This is a genomic window from Olsenella phocaeensis (assembly GCF_048189965.1).
Lineage (GTDB): Bacteria > Actinomycetota > Coriobacteriia > Coriobacteriales > Atopobiaceae > Olsenella_I > Olsenella_I phocaeensis.
The window spans coordinates 92,671-111,210 of record NZ_DBEZHV010000006.1 but is presented as its reverse complement, the minus strand read 5'-3'; the positions used below and the strand labels follow the sequence as shown (position 1 = coordinate 111,210).

At 68.6% G+C, this 18,540-nt stretch carries 17 protein-coding genes; 1 reads left to right on the top strand and 16 read right to left on the bottom strand.

Going from position 1 to position 18,540, the window contains the following annotated elements; translation table 11 throughout:
- Positions 1–58: 58 nt before the first annotated feature.
- The 14 genes from ACMPH2_RS02595 to lepA form a co-directional block, all read right to left on the bottom strand.
- Positions 59–2,272 carry a polyribonucleotide nucleotidyltransferase gene (locus ACMPH2_RS02595; RefSeq protein ID WP_417118543.1) on the bottom strand — a complete coding sequence of 738 codons (2,214 nt, stop codon included), beginning with the start codon at positions 2,270–2,272 and terminating at the stop codon, positions 59–61.
- A 91-nt stretch (positions 2,273–2,363) separates the two neighbouring features.
- Positions 2,364–2,642 carry a 30S ribosomal protein S15 gene (gene rpsO, locus ACMPH2_RS02590; protein WP_009279272.1) on the bottom strand — a complete coding sequence of 93 codons (279 nt, stop codon included), beginning with the start codon at positions 2,640–2,642 and terminating at the stop codon, positions 2,364–2,366.
- A gap of 186 nt (positions 2,643–2,828) precedes the next feature.
- Positions 2,829–5,087: an NlpC/P60 family protein gene (locus tag ACMPH2_RS02585; protein ID WP_129583128.1), complete on the bottom strand. Its 2,259-nt coding sequence runs from the start codon at positions 5,085–5,087 to the stop codon at positions 2,829–2,831.
- Positions 5,088–5,215: 128 nt separating this feature from the next.
- Positions 5,216–5,968, bottom strand: a complete 753-nt coding sequence (gene recO / locus ACMPH2_RS02580; RefSeq protein WP_314638322.1) for a DNA repair protein RecO — start codon at positions 5,966–5,968, stop codon at positions 5,216–5,218.
- A 3-nt stretch (positions 5,969–5,971) separates the two neighbouring features.
- On the bottom strand, positions 5,972–6,907 hold the full coding sequence (era, locus tag ACMPH2_RS02575) for a GTPase Era (RefSeq protein ID WP_417118542.1): 936 nt from the start codon (positions 6,905–6,907) through the stop codon (positions 5,972–5,974).
- Between the two features lie 23 nt (positions 6,908–6,930).
- Complete coding sequence (locus ACMPH2_RS02570) at positions 6,931–7,305, bottom strand: diacylglycerol kinase family protein (protein WP_314638324.1); 375 nt, start codon at positions 7,303–7,305, stop codon at positions 6,931–6,933.
- Positions 7,302–7,811, bottom strand: a complete 510-nt coding sequence (ybeY, locus tag ACMPH2_RS02565) for an rRNA maturation RNase YbeY (RefSeq protein WP_314638326.1) — start codon at positions 7,809–7,811, stop codon at positions 7,302–7,304. The genes ACMPH2_RS02570 and ybeY overlap by 4 nt, the downstream gene beginning before the upstream one ends.
- 1 nt (position 7,812) lies before the next feature.
- Positions 7,813–8,772 (bottom strand): PhoH family protein, encoded by a 960-nt coding sequence (locus tag ACMPH2_RS02560; RefSeq protein ID WP_417118541.1) that lies wholly within the window; start codon positions 8,770–8,772, stop codon positions 7,813–7,815.
- A gap of 59 nt (positions 8,773–8,831) precedes the next feature.
- Positions 8,832–10,100, bottom strand: coding sequence for a MiaB/RimO family radical SAM methylthiotransferase (locus ACMPH2_RS02555; protein ID WP_417118540.1), 1,269 nt, complete (start codon positions 10,098–10,100; stop codon positions 8,832–8,834).
- Positions 10,097–11,260 carry a molecular chaperone DnaJ gene (gene dnaJ, locus ACMPH2_RS02550; protein WP_314638329.1) on the bottom strand — a complete coding sequence of 388 codons (1,164 nt, stop codon included), beginning with the start codon at positions 11,258–11,260 and terminating at the stop codon, positions 10,097–10,099. The genes ACMPH2_RS02555 and dnaJ overlap by 4 nt, the downstream gene beginning before the upstream one ends.
- 63 nt (positions 11,261–11,323) lie before the next feature.
- On the bottom strand, positions 11,324–12,412 hold the full coding sequence (locus ACMPH2_RS02545) for a DnaJ domain-containing protein (protein ID WP_197414954.1): 1,089 nt from the start codon (positions 12,410–12,412) through the stop codon (positions 11,324–11,326).
- A 117-nt stretch (positions 12,413–12,529) separates the two neighbouring features.
- Positions 12,530–13,831, bottom strand: a complete 1,302-nt coding sequence (locus tag ACMPH2_RS02540) for a coproporphyrinogen-III oxidase family protein (RefSeq protein WP_314638330.1) — start codon at positions 13,829–13,831, stop codon at positions 12,530–12,532.
- Positions 13,824–14,921, bottom strand: coding sequence for a tRNA dihydrouridine synthase (locus tag ACMPH2_RS02535; protein ID WP_314638331.1), 1,098 nt, complete (start codon positions 14,919–14,921; stop codon positions 13,824–13,826). Before ACMPH2_RS02535 ends, ACMPH2_RS02540 begins: the two co-directional genes overlap by 8 nt.
- A complete protein-coding gene (gene lepA, locus ACMPH2_RS02530; RefSeq protein ID WP_314638332.1) occupies positions 14,918–16,729 on the bottom strand; it encodes a translation elongation factor 4 in 1,812 nt (603 codons plus the stop codon). The genes ACMPH2_RS02535 and lepA overlap by 4 nt, the downstream gene beginning before the upstream one ends.
- A gap of 138 nt (positions 16,730–16,867) precedes the next feature.
- Here lepA and rpsT point away from each other — a divergent pair, with 138 nt between their 5' ends.
- Positions 16,868–17,131 (top strand): 30S ribosomal protein S20, encoded by a 264-nt coding sequence (rpsT, locus tag ACMPH2_RS02525; RefSeq protein WP_009279285.1) that lies wholly within the window; start codon positions 16,868–16,870, stop codon positions 17,129–17,131.
- Positions 17,132–17,281: 150 nt separating this feature from the next.
- On the opposite strand, the gene ACMPH2_RS02520 is transcribed toward rpsT, so the two are convergent.
- Positions 17,282–17,695: a hypothetical protein gene (locus ACMPH2_RS02520; protein ID WP_314638333.1), complete on the bottom strand. Its 414-nt coding sequence runs from the start codon at positions 17,693–17,695 to the stop codon at positions 17,282–17,284.
- The gene (locus tag ACMPH2_RS02515) at positions 17,688–18,515 is read right to left on the bottom strand and encodes a hypothetical protein (RefSeq protein WP_314638334.1); all 828 of its coding nucleotides are present in this window, start codon (positions 18,513–18,515) and stop codon (positions 17,688–17,690) included. The genes ACMPH2_RS02520 and ACMPH2_RS02515 overlap by 8 nt, the downstream gene beginning before the upstream one ends.
- Positions 18,516–18,540: the final 25 nt, after the last annotated feature.

The following is an 18,540-nucleotide window of genomic DNA, read 5'->3' as shown; positions in this document are numbered from 1 at the left end:
TTTGCCGGCGGGTCCCAGCAGCCCCGTCAGTCGAGGGGCCGGGAGCTATCGTTCGGGACTAGCCCTCGTGGTGTCGACGGGGCTGGCGGCTCGCGGAGCCACCCCTGTCGCCAGGACGGCGGCCGGCGCGCTCGCGCCTCTCGCCCTCATGCTCGCGGGGCTTGGAGGAGCGGGCGGGAGCCTCGGGCTTGTCCAGGCGGTCCAGGCTGACCTTGCCCTTCTCGTCCACCTCGAGGACCTTGACCTTGACCTCGTCGCCGATGTTGAGGACGTCCTCGACCTTCTCGACGCGGCCCTTGGCGACGCGCGAGACGTGCAGCAGGCCATCCTTGCCGGGAAGGAGCTCGACGAAGGCTCCGAAGGGCTGGATGCCCACGACGCGGCCGTTGTACTCCTCGCCCACCTCGGGGACCTTGACGATGGCCTTGATGCGCTCGGCGGCCTCGTCGCCCGCGCCGTTGGTGCCGGCGATGAAGACGGTGCCGTCCTCCTGGATGTCGATCGTGGCGCCCGTGTCGTCCTGGATGCCGCGGATGACCTTGCCGCCGCTGCCTATGACGTCGCGAATCTTGTCCGTCGGAATCTGGAGGCTGATGATCTGGGGCGCGTTCTCCTTGGTGGACTCGCGCGGCGCGGGAATCTGCTCGAGCATGGCGTCGAGGATGAACATGCGACCCTCGTGGGCCTGCATGAGGGCCTGGCGCAGGATCTGGGGCGTGAGGCCGGTGGCCTTGTTGTCCATCTGCATGGCGGTGATGCCCTTGGTGGTGCCGCAGACCTTGAAGTCCATGTCACCGAGGAAGTCCTCGAGGCCCTGGATGTCGGTGAGGACGACGGTCTTGCCCTCCTCCTGGATGAGGCCCATGGCCACGCCCGAGACGGGGCGCTTCAGAGGCACGCCGGCGTCCATGAGGGCGAGGGTCGAGCCGCAGGTCGACGCCATCGAGGAGGAGCCGTTGGACTCCATGACCTCGGAGACCACGCGGATGGTGTAGGGGAACTCGTCCTCGCTCGGGATCACCGGGAGAAGGGCGCGCTCGGCAAGGTTGCCGTGGCCGATCTCGCGCCTCTTGGGCGACCCCATGCGCCCGGTCTCGCCGGTGCAGAAGGGCGGGAAGTTGTAGTGGTGGATGTAGCGCTTGCCGTCGACGGGCTCGATGGTGTCGAGGCGCTGCCACTCGTTGAGCATGCCCAGGGTGGCGACGGAGAGCACCTGGGTCTGGCCGCGCTGGAAGAGGCCGGAGCCGTGGACGCGGGGAAGGTAGTCGGGCTTCACCATGAGCGGGCGGATCTGGTCGGCCGAGCGGCCGTCGACGCGCTCGCCGGTCTCGACGACCATCTTGCGCATGGCGTGCTTCTCGAGCCCCTTGAGCTCCACGGGGATCTCGCGCTCCCACTGGGCGCGCTCCTCGTCGGTGAACTCGGCACGGATGGAGTCCTTGAGGGCCTCGACCTTGCCGATGCGCGAGAGCTTGTCGGCGTCCTTGAGCGCGGCCTCCATCTCGGCGTAGTGGGCGAAGACGCGGTCGTGGACCTCGGGGACGGGCACGTCGAGGACGTACTCGTGCTTGGCGATGGGGCCGTTGGCCTCCTCGTACTTGGCAATGAAGGCCTTCTCCTCCTCGCAGAACGCGGCGATCGCCTCCTGGCCGAAGGCCATGGCGGCGAGCATGTCCTCCTCCGAGATCTCCTTCGCGCCGGCCTCGAGCATGCTGATGAAGGTGGCGGAGCCGGCGAGCTCGAGGTCGAGGTCGGACGCGTCGCGCTCCTCGTAGGTCGGGTTCACGAGGAACTCGCCCGTCTCGGGGTTGCGGCCGATGCGCACGCCGGCGAGCGGCCCCTCGAAGGGCACGCCGCCCACGGAGAGGGCGACGGAGGCGCCCATGATGGAGATGGTGTCGACGGAGTTGACCTGGTCGGCCACGAGGGGCATGGCGACGATCTGGACCTCGTTGCGGAAGCCGTCGGGGAAGGACGGGCGGATGGGGCGGTCGATCATGCGGGCCGTGAGGGTGGCCTTCTCGGAGGGGCGCGCCTCCCTCTTGAGGTAGCCGCCGGGGATGCGCCCGACCGCGTACATCTTCTCGATGAAGTCGACCGTCAGGGGGAAGAAGTCGTAGTTCTTGCGCTCCTTCGAGACCACGACGGTGACGTTGACCGTGGACTCGCCGCAGGAGACCAGGCACTCGCCTGTGGCCTGCTTCGCGAGCTCGCCCGAGCTGAGGGCGTAGTGCTTGCCGTAGAGGTCGAACTCGTGCGTAACCTTTGCCATGTTTCTTTTCCTCTTATCTCCGCCTGCCCCGTTGCAGGCGGGCCGTCTAACGCAAGGGAGCGCCCGCAGGCGCTCCCCTCTTGCACGCTTGTTACTGGATGTTGTCGCGGATGCCCAGGCTCTTGATCAGCGTGCGGTAGGCCTCGACGTCCTGCTTCTTGATGTAGGACAGGAGGCGGCGACGCTGGCCGACGAGCATGAGGAGGCCGCGACGGGTGTGGAAGTCCTTCTTGTGGGACTTCATGTGCTCGGTCAGGCCCTTGATGCGCTCGGTGAGGAGGGCGACCTGGACGGCGGCGGAGCCAGAGTCCTTCTCGTCCTTGCCGTACTGGGCGATGAGCTCGGCCTTGCGATCCTTGGTGACTGCCATGTTGCGTTTCCCTTCTTCATGGATGCGCCCCGAACTGGGATGGCCGTCTGGCATGGGCGGGCCTCCAAGTACGGGGTATGACTGGGGAATCATAGCACGAGAAGGGCCACGCGGCCCGCCGGAGGGGCGAGGCCGCGCGCGTTTTGTCCCTTCTACACGCCAGGCACACGATATGGCACGCGAGTCTTACACCAACGTGATGGGCAGGCCGCCGCCGACGTAGGAGGTCCTCCAGACGTTCCTGACCTGCACGCCGTCGGGCGTGTTCGAGTCGATCATCTTCCCGTCGCCGATGTACACGCCGACGTGCCCGGTGTGGTACTTGTCCTGCAGCGGGGAGAAGAACACGAGGTCGCCGGGACGGAGGTCCGGTATGGACGTCTTCCAGCCCGCGCGCTTCTCCACGCCCCACATCTGGCTGTCGTTGCGGTTGTCCTGCTGCGCATAGTAGGAGAAGTAGCCCTGGTTGTGCGAGAGGTTGATCCCCAGGGTGCTGTAGACCCACCATGTGAAGCCAGAGCAGTTGAAGGCGCGCCTGTCGGGATAGTAGGCGCTGTCGTCGTACGAATAGCTGCCGCCGAGCATGGTGCGCGCGGCGCTGACGATCCTCCTGCCGAACTCCTCGCGCGAGACGAGCACGCCGTCGTTGTCGGCGATGGCGACGGTGTCGTCGTGCCAGTCGCCGGGGAAGGAACCGTGGGTCTTCGCGTAGTAGCGGGAGACCACGTAGGTCCCGCGCACCACGTAGCCCTGGTCCTCCCGGCCGTAGTAGCGCTTGCCGTCGTAGGTGAACAGCCCGAGGCGGGCGCCCAGGAGGCCAGCGCCCACGGAGTCGTCGACGTAGTAGCGCTGCAGCTCGCCGTCGTCGTACTCCCCCGTCACGACCATGCCCCGGGACCAGAGCAGCGCGCCGGTCGTGGGGTTGGCGACGAGCATCCCCTTGCCCTGGCGGAGCTTGCCGCGCAGGATGCTCCCGTCGGAGGCCTGGCCCCAGAAGTGCTTCCCACCCCGCTCGAAGTGGCCGACCCTGGCCAGCGAGAAGCCCTCGCCGCCATCGTGCAGGTAGTACAGCCGCTCCCTGCCGTCCGCCCCCCTGAGCTTTGAGAAGCCCTCGCCGCCCGCGGCGAGGAGCCTGCCGTCGTCGTCCGCCACCATGGCGTAGCCGTCACCGAGGTCCCTGACGCCCCGCAGGATGGAGCCGTCGGAGCTTGCGTAGGCGTAGTAGCCCGCGCCCTCGGAAGGGGTCACGACGCGCTCGCGGGCGAGGAGGGCATCGCTCCCGACCCAATAGCGCTGCTTCGATCCCCAGGCACTAGTGACCATCCAGAAGCCCTTGATTGGCTGGGTGGCCTGCCTAGAGGCGAACCACGCCCTGCCCTCGTCCCTCCATCCGGCAGCGACAAGGTGCTTTGCCTCCTGGGGGCTCACGGTGAAGTTGTGCGCGCCGGCCCTCGCGTTGGGGTTGTACTGCCGGAGGACCGCCGTGCCGTCGTCTCCTTCGGACCTCCAGCCGATGCCCTCGTAGCGCCAGCCCGCCCTCACGAGCCCGTCGCGCTCCCGAGAGCTTGTAGTGTAGTGATGGTCCCCTGCGTTGGGGTTGTAGAGGCGAAAGACCGCCGCGCCGGAATCGGGAGACACCCAGCCCACGCCCTCGTAGCGCCAACCCGCCTCGCAGACCGTCTTGAGCTCCTTCTGGCTGCTCGTGTAGAAGTGCTCGCCTGAGTTGGGGTTGTAGAGCCGGAACATGTTGAGGTACTTGACGGCGGGCTTCTTGCCGGTCGGCTTGTTCGCCACGAGCTTGGGAGCCACGGGCTCGTCCACTTCGGGCTGCGTGGCTTTCACAGACTGGGGGGCCGTTGCCTCGGGCTTGCTGGACCAGCCCTCCTCCTCGCCTGCCGTCCCTGCCCTTGTGACGATGGCCATGTGGGGGCTGGGCGCGGCAGGGCCTGTCTCGATGGTCTCCTCGGGAGCGCGAGTAGGCGCCCCCCTCGAGAACTCGCTCGTCTGCGAGACCGCATGGGTAGCTTCGGCATCCTCGAACGACTCGTGCTCGTCCGGCGTCCCCTGGCCTTCGACGTCAGCTTGAGCCTGAGGGGCAACGACCCTCAGGGGAAATTCAAGCTTTGCTTCCGTGACCTTATCATCCGTTGGTTCCGTCTGACCCTCAGGCACATTTTGAACAGGGGATGCAGGCACGGATACGGGCGCATTGCACGCTTCCCGTGCGTCAAGCAAGGCCCCTTCCGCAGAATCGGTCGTGGACGCCGTGGCCCCAACGTCCACCTGGGATGAGCCGACATCGATGACGCGTTCCGCCTCGTTGGCAAGGGCGGTGTGGGCGCCCATGAGCAGGACGGCCACCACGGCGGCGGAGGCCAGAGCACCACAACAGGCGGGATGGGGCCACGAGAGGCTGATGTGGGCGGATGGTCGGTCTGTTCTCATGGGTTGCTCCAAACGGAGGATCTTCTTTGGGTAGGGACTCATGCAGCAAACTATCTTAAGCCTGTTTTTAGTCTTTTGCAAAGAAGCCCGGGCTCCGCACGTCGCAAAGCATGCCGTACCCGAATCCATCACATGCTGAACATGAACTCCAGGGCGCGAAGGCGTGCGTCCAAGTGGGTCGCCGCCCAGGCATGCGCGATGGAGAGGAGCTCCGTGGCCACTTGCTCGCCCACCTCGGCCCCCATGAGCTCCCCGAAGGTGGAGCCCAAAAGCGCCCGGAGCCACTGGAACTCGGAGCGGGAGAGCTCCTGGGCACCCGCCACGCCCCTCGCGCAGCTGGCGCAGAGCGCCCCTCCCGCCACGGGCGAGAAGTGCGTCACGTCCGGGTCGCCGCAGGCTATGCAGGAGTCGAGCTCGGGCATCCAGCCCTCGTGGGCGAGCACCTTGAAGGCGTACGCGGCCACCAGCAGGTCGAGATGGGGCTGCCCGCTTGCCCGCTCGCAGGAGCCCAGGGCGGCCGAGCAGATGCGGAAGAGGTAGGGGTCCTCGCTCTCCTCGAAGGAGCTGAGGCGCGCGACCTCGGCGACTGCGGAGGCGGCGCAGAGCCGGGCGTAGTCCCCCCTGATGCCGGGGTGCGCGTCGACGGTGACGGCCTCGCTCACCACGTCGAGGCTCCTCCCCCTGGCCATGAGGAAGTCCGTCTCGCAGAAGAGCTCCGAGCGCGAGGCGAGGCGTCCGCCCGGCTTCCGCGCGCCCTTCGCCACGGCCCTCAGCTGGGCCCCCGACTCCCCCAAGATGGTGAGGATGAGGTCCTGCTCCGAGAGCTTGGTGCGGGCGAGCACTATGCCCTTGCTCCTATAGGTCCGGCGCCCTCCCGCCACGGCCTACTCTTCCGCCTCGTAGCCCAGGCGGCGGATCTCGTTCTTGTCCCGGCGCCACTGCGGCTGGACCCTGACCTGCAGGTCGAGGAAGCACTGGGCCCCGAGGAGGCGCTCCACGTCATGGCGCGCCTCGGACCCGATGCGCTTGATCATCTGCCCCCCCTTGCCGATGACCATGCCCTTCTGCCCCTCGCGCTCCACGATGATGGTGGCGGCCACCGAGGCGTGGCCCCTCCTGGGCCACGAGATGTCCTCGCAGATGACGCCCACGGAGTGGGGGACCTCCTGGCGCATGTTGAGGAGCACCTTCTCGCGCACGAACTCCGCCACGAGATCCTCGTCCGTCATGTCCACGTCCATGTCGTCCGGGAACCACTTCGGGCCCACGGGCAGGTGGGCGGAGACCAACCCCACGAAGGAGTCGACGTTGAAGCCCTCCTTGGCACTCACGACGAGGGCGTCGTCGAAGCGGGCGAGTGAGTGCGCCGCCTCGAGCTGGGACTTGACCTGCTCGGGCCCGGCGAGGTCCGCCTTGGTGACCACGAGGACCTTGAAAGGCGCGCGCGCCGCGTCGACGTGCTTGGCGACCCACTCGTCGCCTCGGCCCACGGGCTTGGTGGCGTCGACGAGGAGGGCGACGACGTCCACGTCGGCGAGCTCTCCCAGGGCGACCTTGTTGAGCTCCTTCCCCAGGGCGTCCTTGGGCTTGTGGAGCCCCGGCGTGTCCACGATCACGAGCTGCGACGTGGGGGTGTTGACCACGGCGCGCATGCGCCGGCGCGTGGTCTGCGCCACGGGGCTCGTGATGGCTATCTTCCCGCCGTAGCAGGCGTTGAGCAGGGTCGACTTCCCCACGCTGGGGCGTCCCACCAGCGCGACGAAGCCGCTGCTGAAGTCCTCGGCGGGCACCGTGTCGTCCGTGCTCTTCTCGTCTTGCATCTCTCCTCCTTGAAAGGGAAGCCCTAGGGCAGGAGGGCGCGCACGAACACCACGGCGCCCACCACCGCCACCACGACGCAGAGCAACCACACCGCGGCGGCGGCGATGTCCTTCGCCCGTCCTGCGAGGGGATGGAACTCGGGCGAGACCAGGTCCACGACAGTCTCCACGGCCGTGTTGAAGAGTTCGGCCATGATGACCACCGCGCAGCACAGGAGCACAACGGCCCAGCTCAGCGCATCGATGCGCAGCACGATGCCCATGACGAGGGCAAAGGCGGCCCCGCCCAGCATGACCTTGATGTTGCGCTCCTGGCGCACGGCGGTGCGGAAGCCCTGGATGGCGAAGAGGAAGCTCCGCCTGAAGGTGGGGTGGCTCGGGCGCTTGCCGGGAATCATGCGTCGCCGCCTTCCCGGTGTCGGGTCAGGGTCACGTGATCCAAGGGCTGGTCGGTCTTCATCTTGAGGAGGAGCTGGTCCTCGCGGGCCTCCATGAGCTCCGCCTCCGCGTCCTCCAGGTGGTCGTAGCCAAGGAGGTGGAGCATGCCATGGACCAGGAGCAGGCGGAACTCGTCGCGTGCGGTGGTCCCGAAGCCCGGCGCCTGTTGGGCGATGTACGCGGGCGCGAGGACGATGTCGCCCAGCTCGCAGGGCTCCCCGGGGGCGAGGTCGGGGTCGTCCGGGCGCTCGCACTCGAGGCTCAGCACGTCCGTCGCCCGGTCCTGTCCGCGCCACTCGAGGTTGAGCTCGCGCATGCGCCCGTCGGACACGACGGAGACCGACACCATGCAGGGCCTGGCCACGCCCTCCTCGGCGAGCACCAGGTCGCAGGCGGCCTTGATGTCTGCTCCGTCGACCGGTGCGACGACGCCCTCCTCGAACACGAGGTCATAGTCGTTCTCCATGCTACCTCCCGCCGCCGCGCGCCGCGGCGCGGTCGTAGGCGTCCACGATGCGTGCCACCAGGGAGTGGCGGACGATGTCGTTGCGGTCGAGGTCCACGAACTCGATGCCATCAACCCCCTCGAGCACCTCGCGGGCCGACTCCAGCCCGTTGTGGCCCAGGAGGTCGCGCTGGGTGAGGTCTCCCGTCACGACGAACTTGGACGAGAAGCCCAGCCGCGTGAGGAACATCTTCATCTGGTCGGGAGTGGTGTTCTGTGCCTCGTCGAGGATGACGAAGGAGTCGTTGAGGGTGCGCCCGCGCATGAAGGCCAGGGGCGCGATCTCTATGACCCCCTGCTCGATGAGGGAGCTCCCCCGCTCCATGTCGGTCATGTCGAAGAGCGCGTCGTAGAGCGGGCGCACGTAGGGGTCGAGCTTCTCCTGGAGGGTGCCTGGGAGGTAACCCAGCGACTCGCCCGCCTCGACCACGGGACGGGCGAGGACGATGCGCGCCACCTCGCGCCTCTTCAGCGCCGCCACGGCCATGGCCATGGCGAGGTAGGTCTTGCCGGTGCCGGCGGGGCCGATGCCGAAGCTGATGGTGTTTCGCCGCATCGACTCGACGTAGCGCAGCTGCCCCGCCGTCTTTGGCCTTATGGCACGCCCGCGGTAGGTGAGCAGCAGGTCGCGACCCATGTCCGCGGGCTCCTGGGCGCCGTGCGACGCCTGGCCCACGAGGAGCTCCACCTCGTCGGTGGTGGGCACCTCTCCCCTCTCGACCATGTGGATGAGGCGAGAGAACACCGAGACGACGCCGTCCACGACTTCTGCGGGGCCCGAGACCAGGATCTGGCTTCCGCGCACCGAGACCAGGGCGTCGAAGCCCGCCTCTATGCGACGCAGGAGCGAGTCGGCCGGCCCCATGAGCAGGGTCGGGTCGACGGAATCGGGAATGGTGAGTCTGACCTGCGTCGGCTCCATGCTCCTCCAACTGCCTCCGGACGGCGCGCCGTCCCAATCATAGCCGCAACGGCGGCGTCCTACAGCAACGTGCCCACGAGCGTCCCGTCGTCCATGACGGACGTGACGCGGGCCCTCACGAGCGCGTCGAGGGGGGCGGACGGGTCGACCAGGAGGTCGTGCAGGCGCCCGGTGACGGCACGGCCTGGGTACTGGACCACGGCGAGCTCCTCTGAGCCCACTCGCGCGGAGGCGCTCTGGCGGCGCATGCGCGCGGCGAGCTCCCTCATGCGCCGGCCGCGCTCGGCCATAACCCGGGGAGGGACCTGCCCCTCCGCCGTGGCCGCGGGCGTGCCGGGGCGGGCGGAGTAGCGGAAGACGTGCATCTTGGCGAAGGCCATCTCCTCGCAGAAGGCGAGGGACGCCTCGAACTCCTCGTCCGTCTCGCCCGGGAAGCCCACGATAAGGTCGGTCCCCAAGGCGAGCCCCTCGATGCGCTCGCGCGCGTGGAGGACGGTCCTGCGGTACTCTGCCGTGCTGTACACGCGACGCATGCGCCGGAGCGTGTCGTCGCAGCCGGACTGCAGGCAGACGTGGAGGAAGGGCGCGACCCTCTCGCCTCCCCGCGCCATGGCGTCCAGGAGCTCGTCGGTGACGTCGGGCGGCTCGATGGACGAGAGCCGGACGCGCTCCACCTCGGTCTCCCCGAGGATGAGGTCGATGAGGCCCGAAAGCGCGATCCCCCTGCCGTCCTCTGCCTCACCTCGGAAGCGCCCCAGGTTGATGCCCGTGAGCACGACCTCGTGGCCCCCGCGAGCGACGGCGGAGCGGACCTGCCGCAGCACCTCGCCCACACCCATGGAGCGGGAGGCGCCGCGCGCCTTCCAGACGATGCAATAGCTGCAGCGGTTGTCGCAGCCGTCCTGGACCTTGATGCCGGGCCTCATCCTGCCCGTGGGCGTTGGCGTCACGGCGAGCTCGCCCGCGTCCGTCACGCTTCCGGGCTCAAGCCCGAGCCTGGACAGGGCGACCTCGGCGAGGCGCGACTTGTCGCGCACCACTTCGATGTTGGGGGCGAGGCCCTCGAGCTCCTCTCCCCTGAGGTTGGCGACGCAGCCGCTCGCGAGCACGAGGGGCGCCTGGGGCAGCTGCGCCACGCGGCGCAGCCGCTTTCGGGTCTTGGCCTCGGCCTCGCCCGTCACGGCGCAGGTGTTGACCACCACGAGCTCGGCCGCCGCGGGGTCGCAGAGCTCGAGCCCCGCCCCCTCGAGCTGGCTCGCCACGAGGTCATTCTCGACCCTGTTGACGCGACAGCCCAGGTTGACCAGGGCCACCTTGTGGCGCGTCACTTGTGCCCCTTGCGGCCACGGCGGCGGCCCTTCTTGGCGTCGTCGGCCCCTGCCTTGCCCGCGCCGTCCCCGGGACGGGACGAGCGCTGGCCCACGAGCTCGCGGACCGCCTCCATCTGCGCCTCGTCCAGGTCGCAAGGGACTTCGACCTGCACCACGGCTATGAGGCTGCCGCGTGAGCGCGAGTTGAGGCGGGGCATGCCCCTGCCCTCGACGCGGATCTGCTGGCCGTGCTGGCAGCCCGCGGGGACCTCGACGTCCACCCGCTCGCCGGCGAGGATCCCGGGGATGGCCTTCTCGCAGCCCACGATGGCCTCGAGGGCGTCGAGGGCGAGGCGGCAGTAGAGGTCGTCGCCCTGTCGCTCGAAGTCCTCGCTGGGCTCGACCTCGACGCGCACCACAAGGTCTCCCGCCACGTCACCGCGCAGCCCGGCCTCCCCCTTGCCCCTGATGCTTATCGACTGCCCGGAGTGGACGCCGGCGGGCACGCTGACCTCGACCGTCTCGCGCGAGGGAGTGCGGCCCTGCCCCTGGCAGGTCTCGCAGGGCTTGTCCACCACCTTGCCGGTGCCCCCGCAGTCCGGGCAGGTCGCCTGCGACTGCATCTGGCCGAAGATGGTGCGCTGGACCTCCACCACACGACCCGTGCCGTGGCAGCGCTCGCAGGTCCTCTCGTGGCCACCCTCGGCGACGCCGCTGCCGTGGCAGTCGTCGCAGGGGGCAAGGCGCTCGTAGGCGACCGTCTTCGTGCATCCCGCAGCGGCCTCGGCGAGGCTCACGCGCAGCGTCATGCCCATGTCGCGCCCGCGGGTGCGCGTGGCGCGCTGGCCGCCCTGGCGACCTGCTGCCCCGCCGAAGAAGGAGTCGAAGATGTCGTTTATGCCGAAGCCGCCGCCAAAGATGTCGGACATGTCCACGTAGTCGGAGCCGAAGCCACCGGGTCCGTCGGGCGTGCCGTAGCGGTCGTAGTTGGAGCGCCTGCGCTCGTCGGAGAGGACGGAGTACGCCTCGTTGACCTCCTTGAAGCGCTCCTCGGCGTCCGCCTCCTTGTTGACGTCCGGATGGAGCGTGCGCGCCTTCTTGAGAAAGGCCCTCTTAATCGTCTTGGCGTCGGCGTCGCGCGCGACGCCGAGCACCTCGTAGTAGTCCTTCGAAGCCAATGTCACCAATCCCCAAAGCAGTTGCAGACGAACGGATCGCGGGCAAGGGCCCGCGAAGGGAGGCTATCCCCTATAGCCGGCGCTTCCCAGCCCCGAGCCGCAGGAGAACATCATCACCAGGAAGAGCGCGAAGACCACGCCCGAGCTCGCGCCGTTTGCGAGCGACCTGAGGCCCGACCTCCACCAGCCTCGCGCGTGGGCGAGGCCCTCGCCGAAGGCGAGGAAGGCGCCGACCCCCACAAGCGTCACGATCACGAGGGCGACGGAGCCCAGGGTGTTGGTGAGCGCGCCCAGCACCAGGAAGGGCACGGCCAGCCCCAGCGAGTGGAAGCCGGAGGCCTGCCTCTGGCTCAGCCGCTCGGACGCCACCCCCACGCGGCAGACGAAGTCGCCCGAGGCCTGGCCGTTCGTGCCCGCGTTGCCCATGCCGGGGATGCGAACCTCGTCGCCGTCATGCGAGCCGGCGGGAACCTCGACCACGACCTCGCTCGCGGAGAGCACCCTGCCCGAACCACCGCAGTTGTGGCAGGGGTCGCTCACGACCCTGCCCGTCCCCTCGCACTCGGGGCACTCCATCTCCATGACGCCGAAGCCGAAGATGCCCGTGAGGTCGACGCTCATGTGGCCGCTGCCGCCGCAGGTGGGGCAGGTCTCCGCATGGTCGCTTCGCACCGAGCCCTGCCCGTGGCAGACGTCGCAGGCGACGTAACGCTGGTAGGTCACGCCCCGGCGCACGCCCTTGCGCGCCGACTCGTCGTCCAGGTCGAGGCGCACGGTGACGTCCGCGCCGACGCGTGGGTTGTAGGAGCGGGAGCGCTGGCCTCCGCGACCTCGCTGGGCCACGTCGGAGAAGGGGAAGCCCCAGCCGAAGGGGAAGCCCCCGTAGCCGTCGGGCGAGGCGCCGGGGGTGCCGCCGTAGTCGGCGGAGGCGAAGGGGTTCCCGGAGCGCATGGCGTCGTAGCGGCGCCTCTTGCCCTCGTCGGAGAGGACGGCGTACGCCTCGGAGACCTCCTTGAAGCGCTCCTCGGCGTCCGGCTCCTTGTTGACGTCCGGATGGAGCTTGCGCGCCTTCTGCTGGAATGCGCGCCTGATCTGCTCCGTCGTGCTGTCCTGTTCCACGCCCAGGATGGCGTAGTAGTCCTTCTCGTTCATCGAGGCCAAGTGCCTGCCCTACCTTCCCCCGTGCGCCGCCATGGCGACCTGACGTGCGGAACTATACCCCATGGCCGCATGCCGGATACCTCCGCCACGCAGCTTCACGAAGGGCGGTCATGGCTTGGGCGCGCCGCGGCCCTGGCAGCGCGACGTGAGGGTCTCTCCCCCGGCGAGGTCCCAGAGGGTCCCGTAGAGCTCGTTTCCCAGAAGCCAGCCACGATGGGTGGGGGCGAGCCTCCCGCCACCGTCCCGGGCGAGAAGCCCGCGCGCGACGCAGTCGTCGAGCGTCGCCTGGACGCGGCCCCCTCCGAGGACGAGCCTCGCGTGCGAGACGAGCGCGGGGTCGAGGCCCCGCGTCATGCGTGCCCCCAGCATGAGGTCCTCCGCCGCCGCCTGGCCCGCATCCAGCTCCTCCACCTCGAACGAGAGGCTGGAGAGCCGCGGGTCCTCCGCGATCGCCCTGCGGCCCGTGAGCACGCGGAGCCTCAGGCGCGCGCTGGCGGGGGCGGGCTCGGGCAGCTGGGGGCAGCAGGCGTCCCTGAGCCTCAGGTAGCCCTCGCGGGCGAGCATCCCCGAGGCGGAGCATCCCAGGCCCAGGTAGGGACGGCCGGTCCAGTATGCCTGGTTGTGCGCGCAGGCGCGCCCTGGCCGGGCATAGCTCGCCACCTCGTAGCGGGAGAGGCCCGCCTCCCCCAGGATCCGCTCCGCCTCCTCCATGAGCTCCGCGGCGAGCCCGTCTTCCGGCTCGTCCATGAGCCCCTCGTCCACGGCCCTGCCGAAGGCCGTCCCGTCCTCGATGGCGAGGGGGTAGACGCTCACGTGCCCGACCCCCTCGCCCAGCACGCCCCGGAGGCTCCTGGCCCAGCTCTCGGACGTCTGACGGGGGATGGCGCACATGAGGTCGCAGGAGACGTCGAGCCCGCTCGAGACGGCGTCCCCCAGCGCCCGAAGGGCCGTCCTTGCGTCGTGCGCGCGTCCCAGGAGGCGAAGCTCCCCGTCGTCGAGGCTCTGGACCCCCAGGGAGACGCGCGTCGCCCCCGCCTCGGCGAGCGCGCCGGCCATCCCCTCGGCAAGGGACTCCGGGTTAGCCTCCACACTCAGCTCTGCCGCCGTCGTCGAGGCGACGGCGCGCACGAGGTCCGACAGCCCGTCCGTGCCGAGGAGGCTGGGCGTGCCCCCTCCCAGGTAGGCCGTCCTGCAGGAGGAGAGGAGCCCCGCCCCCTTGAGCTCGCGGACCTGGGAGCCGAGGGCGCGGGCGTAGGCGCCCATGAGGGGGTCGCCCTCCCGGGTGACCCAGGAGGCGAAGTCGCAGTAGGCGCACTTGCTCTCGCAGAAGGGCAGGTGGAGGTAGAGGGCCTCTGCCGCCGTGGCGTGGAGGCGGCCCTCCCAGGCGTTGGGCGAGGGACCGTCACCCACGGCGGACGTCCTCCCGGCCCGCGGCGTCCCCATCCGCGAATGCCCTCACCCTAGCGAGGAGCCCGAGGTAGTCGTCCAGGCTCACGCAGCGCATGGCGCCGTCCCGCCAGGCGGCGGCGTGAGGGAGCCCCTTCAGGTACCAACCGGCAAGGCTGCGGGCGCGGGCGAGGTGGCCGCCGGTGGCGTCGAGGAGTCTCACGTGGCATTCGAAGGCCGCGAGGCGCTGGGAGAGGGTGGGCGCCGCAGGCCTCTCGCCCGACGCGAGGGCCAGCGCGGACGAGAAGACCCAGGGGTTGCCGTAGCTCCCGCGGGCCACCATCACGCCCGCGGCGCCCGTCTCCTCGAGCATCCGCAGCGCCGCCCCAGCGTCCTCCACGTCACCCGAGCCTATGACGGGCACGTCGACTGCCCCGGCGACCCGGCGCACGACGCCCCAGTCGGCACGACCGCGGTAGAGCTGGCTCGCGCTCCTTCCGTGGACCGCGATGGCGGCTGCCCCGGCGGCCTCGAGCGCGCGGGCGAACTCGGGCGCCTGCTCCTCCCCGTCGCGTCGGCCGCGGCGAATCTTGCAGGTGACGGGCACCTGACCCTGCTCGAGGCAGGCTCCGACGATCCTGGCCGCGAGGGAGGGGTCGTCCATGAGGGCGGACCCCTCCCCCTTGCGGGTCACCTTGGGCACGGGACAGGCCATGTTGACGTCTATGAGGGCGAGGCGCGGCCCCAGGCGCTCGGCCACCTCGAGGGCGGCCTCGCGGAACTGCTCGGGCTTCGACCCGAAGAGCTGCACGGCGACATCGGGCTCCCCCTCGGCGGGCAGGACGAGGTCCCAGGTCTTCTGGCCGCCGAAGTGTATGCCGGCGACCGAGACCATCTCGGTGTAGGCGAGGGAGGCCCCGCCCGCCCTCGCCATGAGGCGGTAGGCGCCGTCGGTGACGCCGGCCATGGGCGCCACGAGGAAGGGGTTCTGCGCCAGACGCGCCCGCACGTCCGCCCGCGGCACGGGACGGGCGTCAGGAAGCCTGAGCCCGGCTGGCGTGGCGAGGCCCTCGAGGATCCGAAGCGTCCCCTGGCCCCTGGCCGCGGACGTCACTCGTCGTCCACCTTGAGCACGGCGAGGAACGCCTCCTGCGGCACCTCGACCGAGCCGATGGACTTCATGCGCTTCTTGCCCTCCTTCTGCTTCTCGAGGAGCTTGCGCTTGCGCGAGATGTCGCCGCCGTAGCACTTTGCCAGGACGTCCTTGCGCACGGCACGCACGGTGGAGCGGCTGATGATCTTGTTGCCGATGGCACCCTGGATGGGCACCTCGAACTGCTGCCGCGGGATTATCTCCTTCAGGCGGTCGCAGAGGCCACGCGCCAGGGCGTAGGCCTTGTCGCGGTGCACGATGAACGAGAGCGCGTCCACCTCGTCGCCCGCGAGCAGGATGTCGAGCTTCACGAGCGGTGACTCGCGATAGTCCGCGAACTCGTAGTCAAGTGACGCATAGCCCTTGGTGCGGCTCTTGAGCTGGTCGAAGAAGTCCAGGATGAGCTCGGCGAGGGGGATGTCGAAGTGCATCTCGACGGACTTCTCGCTGAGGTAGACCATGTCCCTCGTGACCCCGCGGTGGTCTATGGCGAGCTGCATGACCGCGCCCATGTACTCGGGGGGCACGATGACCTTGGCGTTGAGGTAGGGCTCCTCGATGCGGTCTATGCGCGTGACGTCCGGCAGGTCCTGGGGGCTCCTGAGCTCGACCATCTCGCCGTCGGTCGTGAACACGTGGTAGTTGACGGAGGGTGAGGTAGCTATGAGGTCGAGCCCGAACTCGCGCTCCAGGCGCTCCTTCACAACCTCCATGTGCAGGAGTCCCAGGAAGCCCACCCGGAAGCCGAAGCCCAGGGCCACGCTGGTCTCGGGGGACCAGACGAGCGAGGGGTCGTTCACCTGGAGCTTCTCGAGGGCGTCGCGGAGGTTCTCGTACTGCTTGTTGTCTATGGGGAAGAGCCCCGTGTAGACCATGGGCTTCGCCTCGTGGTAGCCCGGGCAGGGCTCGGCGCAGGGCCTGGCCTCCTCGGTGATGGTGTCGCCGGTCTTGACCAGCCCGGGCTCCTTGAGGCCCGTCACCACGTAGCCCACCTCGCCCACCCCAAGCTGGTCGAGCGGGGTCTCGAGCGGGCGCTTGACGCCGACGCCGTCGCAGGTGAAGGAGTCGCCAAGGGCCATCATCTTGAGCTGCTGGCCCTTGCGCACCGACCCGTCGAAGACGCGCACGGTGGCGATGACGCCGCGATACTCGTCGAAGTAGGAGTCCAGGATGAGCGCCTTGAGCGGGCCATCCGGGTCGCCCTTGGGGGGAGAGACGAGGTACACGATGGCCTCGAGCAGCTCGTGGATGCCCTCTCCGGTCTTGCCCGAGACGAGCACGCTGTCCTCCGCGGGAATGGCGAGCTCGTCCTCGATCTCGGCCTTGACCTCCTCGGGATGGGCCGAAGGGAGGTCGATCTTGTTGATCGCGGGGACGATGTCCAGGTTGGCGTTCATGGCGAGGCTTGCGTTCGAGACGGTCTGCGCCTCGACCCCCTGCGTGGCGTCCACCACGAGGACGGCCCCCTCGCAGGCGGCGAGCGAGCGCGAGACCTCGTAGGTGAAGTCCACGTGACCAGGCGTGTCGATGAGGTTGAACTGGTAGGTCCCCCCGTCGTCCGCCTCGTACATGACGCGGACGGCATTGGACTTGATGGTGATCCCGCGCTCCCGCTCGATGTCCATGGAGTCGAGCATCTGGGAGGCGAGGTCCCTCTGCTCGACCGTGTGGGTGAACTCGAGGATGCGGTCCGAGATGGTCGACTTGCCGTGGTCGATGTGAGCGACGATCGAGAAGTTGCGGATATGTGAGGTATCGTTGGTAGTCATGCGGATGATATTATCCCAAAGGCTGGTGGAGTGCTATACTGCGCTGGTTGACCTCGCCGTGTCAGGTGTCGGATCCCCCACGTCCTTCACCTCATTAAGTTCAGAGGCCTCAGGGATAAGTACTGAAAGGAACCGCACGTGGCTAACATCAAGTCTCAGAAGAAGCGCATCATCACCGCCGAGAAGGCCCGCGTCCGCAACAAGGCGGTCCGCTCCGAGCTGAAGACCGCCGTCAAGAAGGTTCGCGCTGCCGTCGAGGAGGGTGACGCCACCGTCGCCCAGGACGCCGCCAACAAGGCCGGTCGTCTCCTCGACAAGGCTGCCTCCAAGGGCATCATCCACAAGAACCAGGCCGCCGACCGCAAGAGCGGCGTCCAGAAGCTGGTCAACACCCTGAAGTAGGCCGCTTCCCCTCAAATCGTCGTAACGTCGACGGGCCCGGAGCTGAATTCTGGGCCCGTCTAATTTATGTCGGCGGACCAAACCTGCCGAGCTGCCCCCTCAAGACATGTCGGGCTCCATCCCGAAAGCGCGACCGGGTCGCGTGGGGGCCTAGGGACGCCCATGGACGACGGCCGCCCGCATGAGCTTTTCCCAGGCGGCCAGGTTCGCCTCGTAGTTCTCCTCGTCGAGCGCCACGCGCCTGGAGAAGCGGGAGAACTCCCTGGCAACCTGGCCAAACGGGAGGTAAAAGCGCCTCTCCATCCTTGGGGCGAGGTATCTTAGCTCCCCGCTCACCCTCCGCGCCCTGGAGTCGAAGTCGTCCCGCCCCGCAAGCCACATCAGCAGCGGCTTGTAGCTGATCCACCCGAGGCAGGCCTTGTAGAACCTCTCCACGACCCTCGGATCCGTGGCCTCGACGCGCCCCAGGCGCAGGGGGAGGTTCCCCTGCAGGAGGCCCGAATACCGCATGAAGCCGTCGTGGAAGGTGTAGACCGGCGCGCGCGCGACCTTCTGGTCACCCAACGCCGCCGCAAAGAAGGCGTCCTCTCCCCCTCGCCCCGCTCGGATTGAAGAACGGGACCGTGCGCGTGCGATCCGTCAGCCTGATGCCGAGGTTCGACCCAGAGATTGGGAGCCCGTCCGTCCTCCCGCGCTCGAGGGCCGTCACCCTTGGCTCCGCGAGCGCCCCGTCATCCGCGTAGGTCACCCCACCGTTCCTCATCACGGCCGACATGCCGTCCCAGTTGAGGATGTCGTTGCTGACGGCGTCGGCGAAGACCCTGAAGTCGTCCTCCGTGAAGTCGTCCGTGAAGCCCATGTGGGGTATGGGCGAGACGTAGCCGCAGTGGTACCCGTTGGTCACGTCAAACGTGCCGAGCGCCTTGACGTGCTCTCGGAAGACGTCTTGGCCGCACCAGTACGCGAGCCCATCCCGACTCGTCACGGCAAGGGGGTACTCGTCGTCATCCAGGAAGAGGAGCGCATCCATGCCCCTGCGTATGGCCTCGTACAGGACCACGTTCCTCTTGCCCGCATAGCCCCTGCCGAAGAGCTGCCGTGCCTCCCTCTCCTCCAAGACCCCTCCGCCACAAAGGTCCTCGCACATGCCTCGCACCGACTCGGGTCCAATGAAGGAGACTGACCGGAACGTGTCCCTGATCTCGTCCTGGAGGTTGACGTAGTCGTCCACGCTCGTGTGGTTGTACTCCAGGTCGTAGGCAACGATCAGGTGAATACCTACGGGGTGTTCCCTGATCAGGCCCCTCCAGTGGCAGGCATAGGTCTTCAGAACGTTACGAAAGCTCTTCCGACCAGTCACGAAACCGATGGCGATGTCTCTCATCGGGTTAGCCCAACCTCCAGTCCTC

What these genes read in the sequence shown, in the direction of transcription:
- ACMPH2_RS02595 (WP_417118543.1), bottom strand. Translation starts at nt 2,272, where the DNA reads ATGGCAAAGGTTACGCACGAGTTCGACCTCTACGGCAAGCACTACGCC.
- rpsO (WP_009279272.1), bottom strand. Translation starts at nt 2,642, where the DNA reads ATGGCAGTCACCAAGGATCGCAAGGCCGAGCTCATCGCCCAGTACGGC.
- ACMPH2_RS02585 (WP_129583128.1), bottom strand. Translation starts at nt 5,087, where the DNA reads ATGAGAACAGACCGACCATCCGCCCACATCAGCCTCTCGTGGCCCCAT.
- era (WP_417118542.1), bottom strand. Translation starts at nt 6,907, where the DNA reads ATGCAAGACGAGAAGAGCACGGACGACACGGTGCCCGCCGAGGACTTC.
- ACMPH2_RS02570 (WP_314638324.1), bottom strand. Translation starts at nt 7,305, where the DNA reads ATGATTCCCGGCAAGCGCCCGAGCCACCCCACCTTCAGGCGGAGCTTC.
- ybeY (WP_314638326.1), bottom strand. Translation starts at nt 7,811, where the DNA reads ATGGAGAACGACTATGACCTCGTGTTCGAGGAGGGCGTCGTCGCACCG.
- ACMPH2_RS02560 (WP_417118541.1), bottom strand. Translation starts at nt 8,772, where the DNA reads ATGGAGCCGACGCAGGTCAGACTCACCATTCCCGATTCCGTCGACCCG.
- ACMPH2_RS02545 (WP_197414954.1), bottom strand. Translation starts at nt 12,412, where the DNA reads ATGAACGAGAAGGACTACTACGCCATCCTGGGCGTGGAACAGGACAGC.
- lepA (WP_314638332.1), bottom strand. Translation starts at nt 16,729, where the DNA reads ATGACTACCAACGATACCTCACATATCCGCAACTTCTCGATCGTCGCT.
- ACMPH2_RS02515 (WP_314638334.1), bottom strand. Translation starts at nt 18,515, where the DNA reads ATGAGAGACATCGCCATCGGTTTCGTGACTGGTCGGAAGAGCTTTCGT.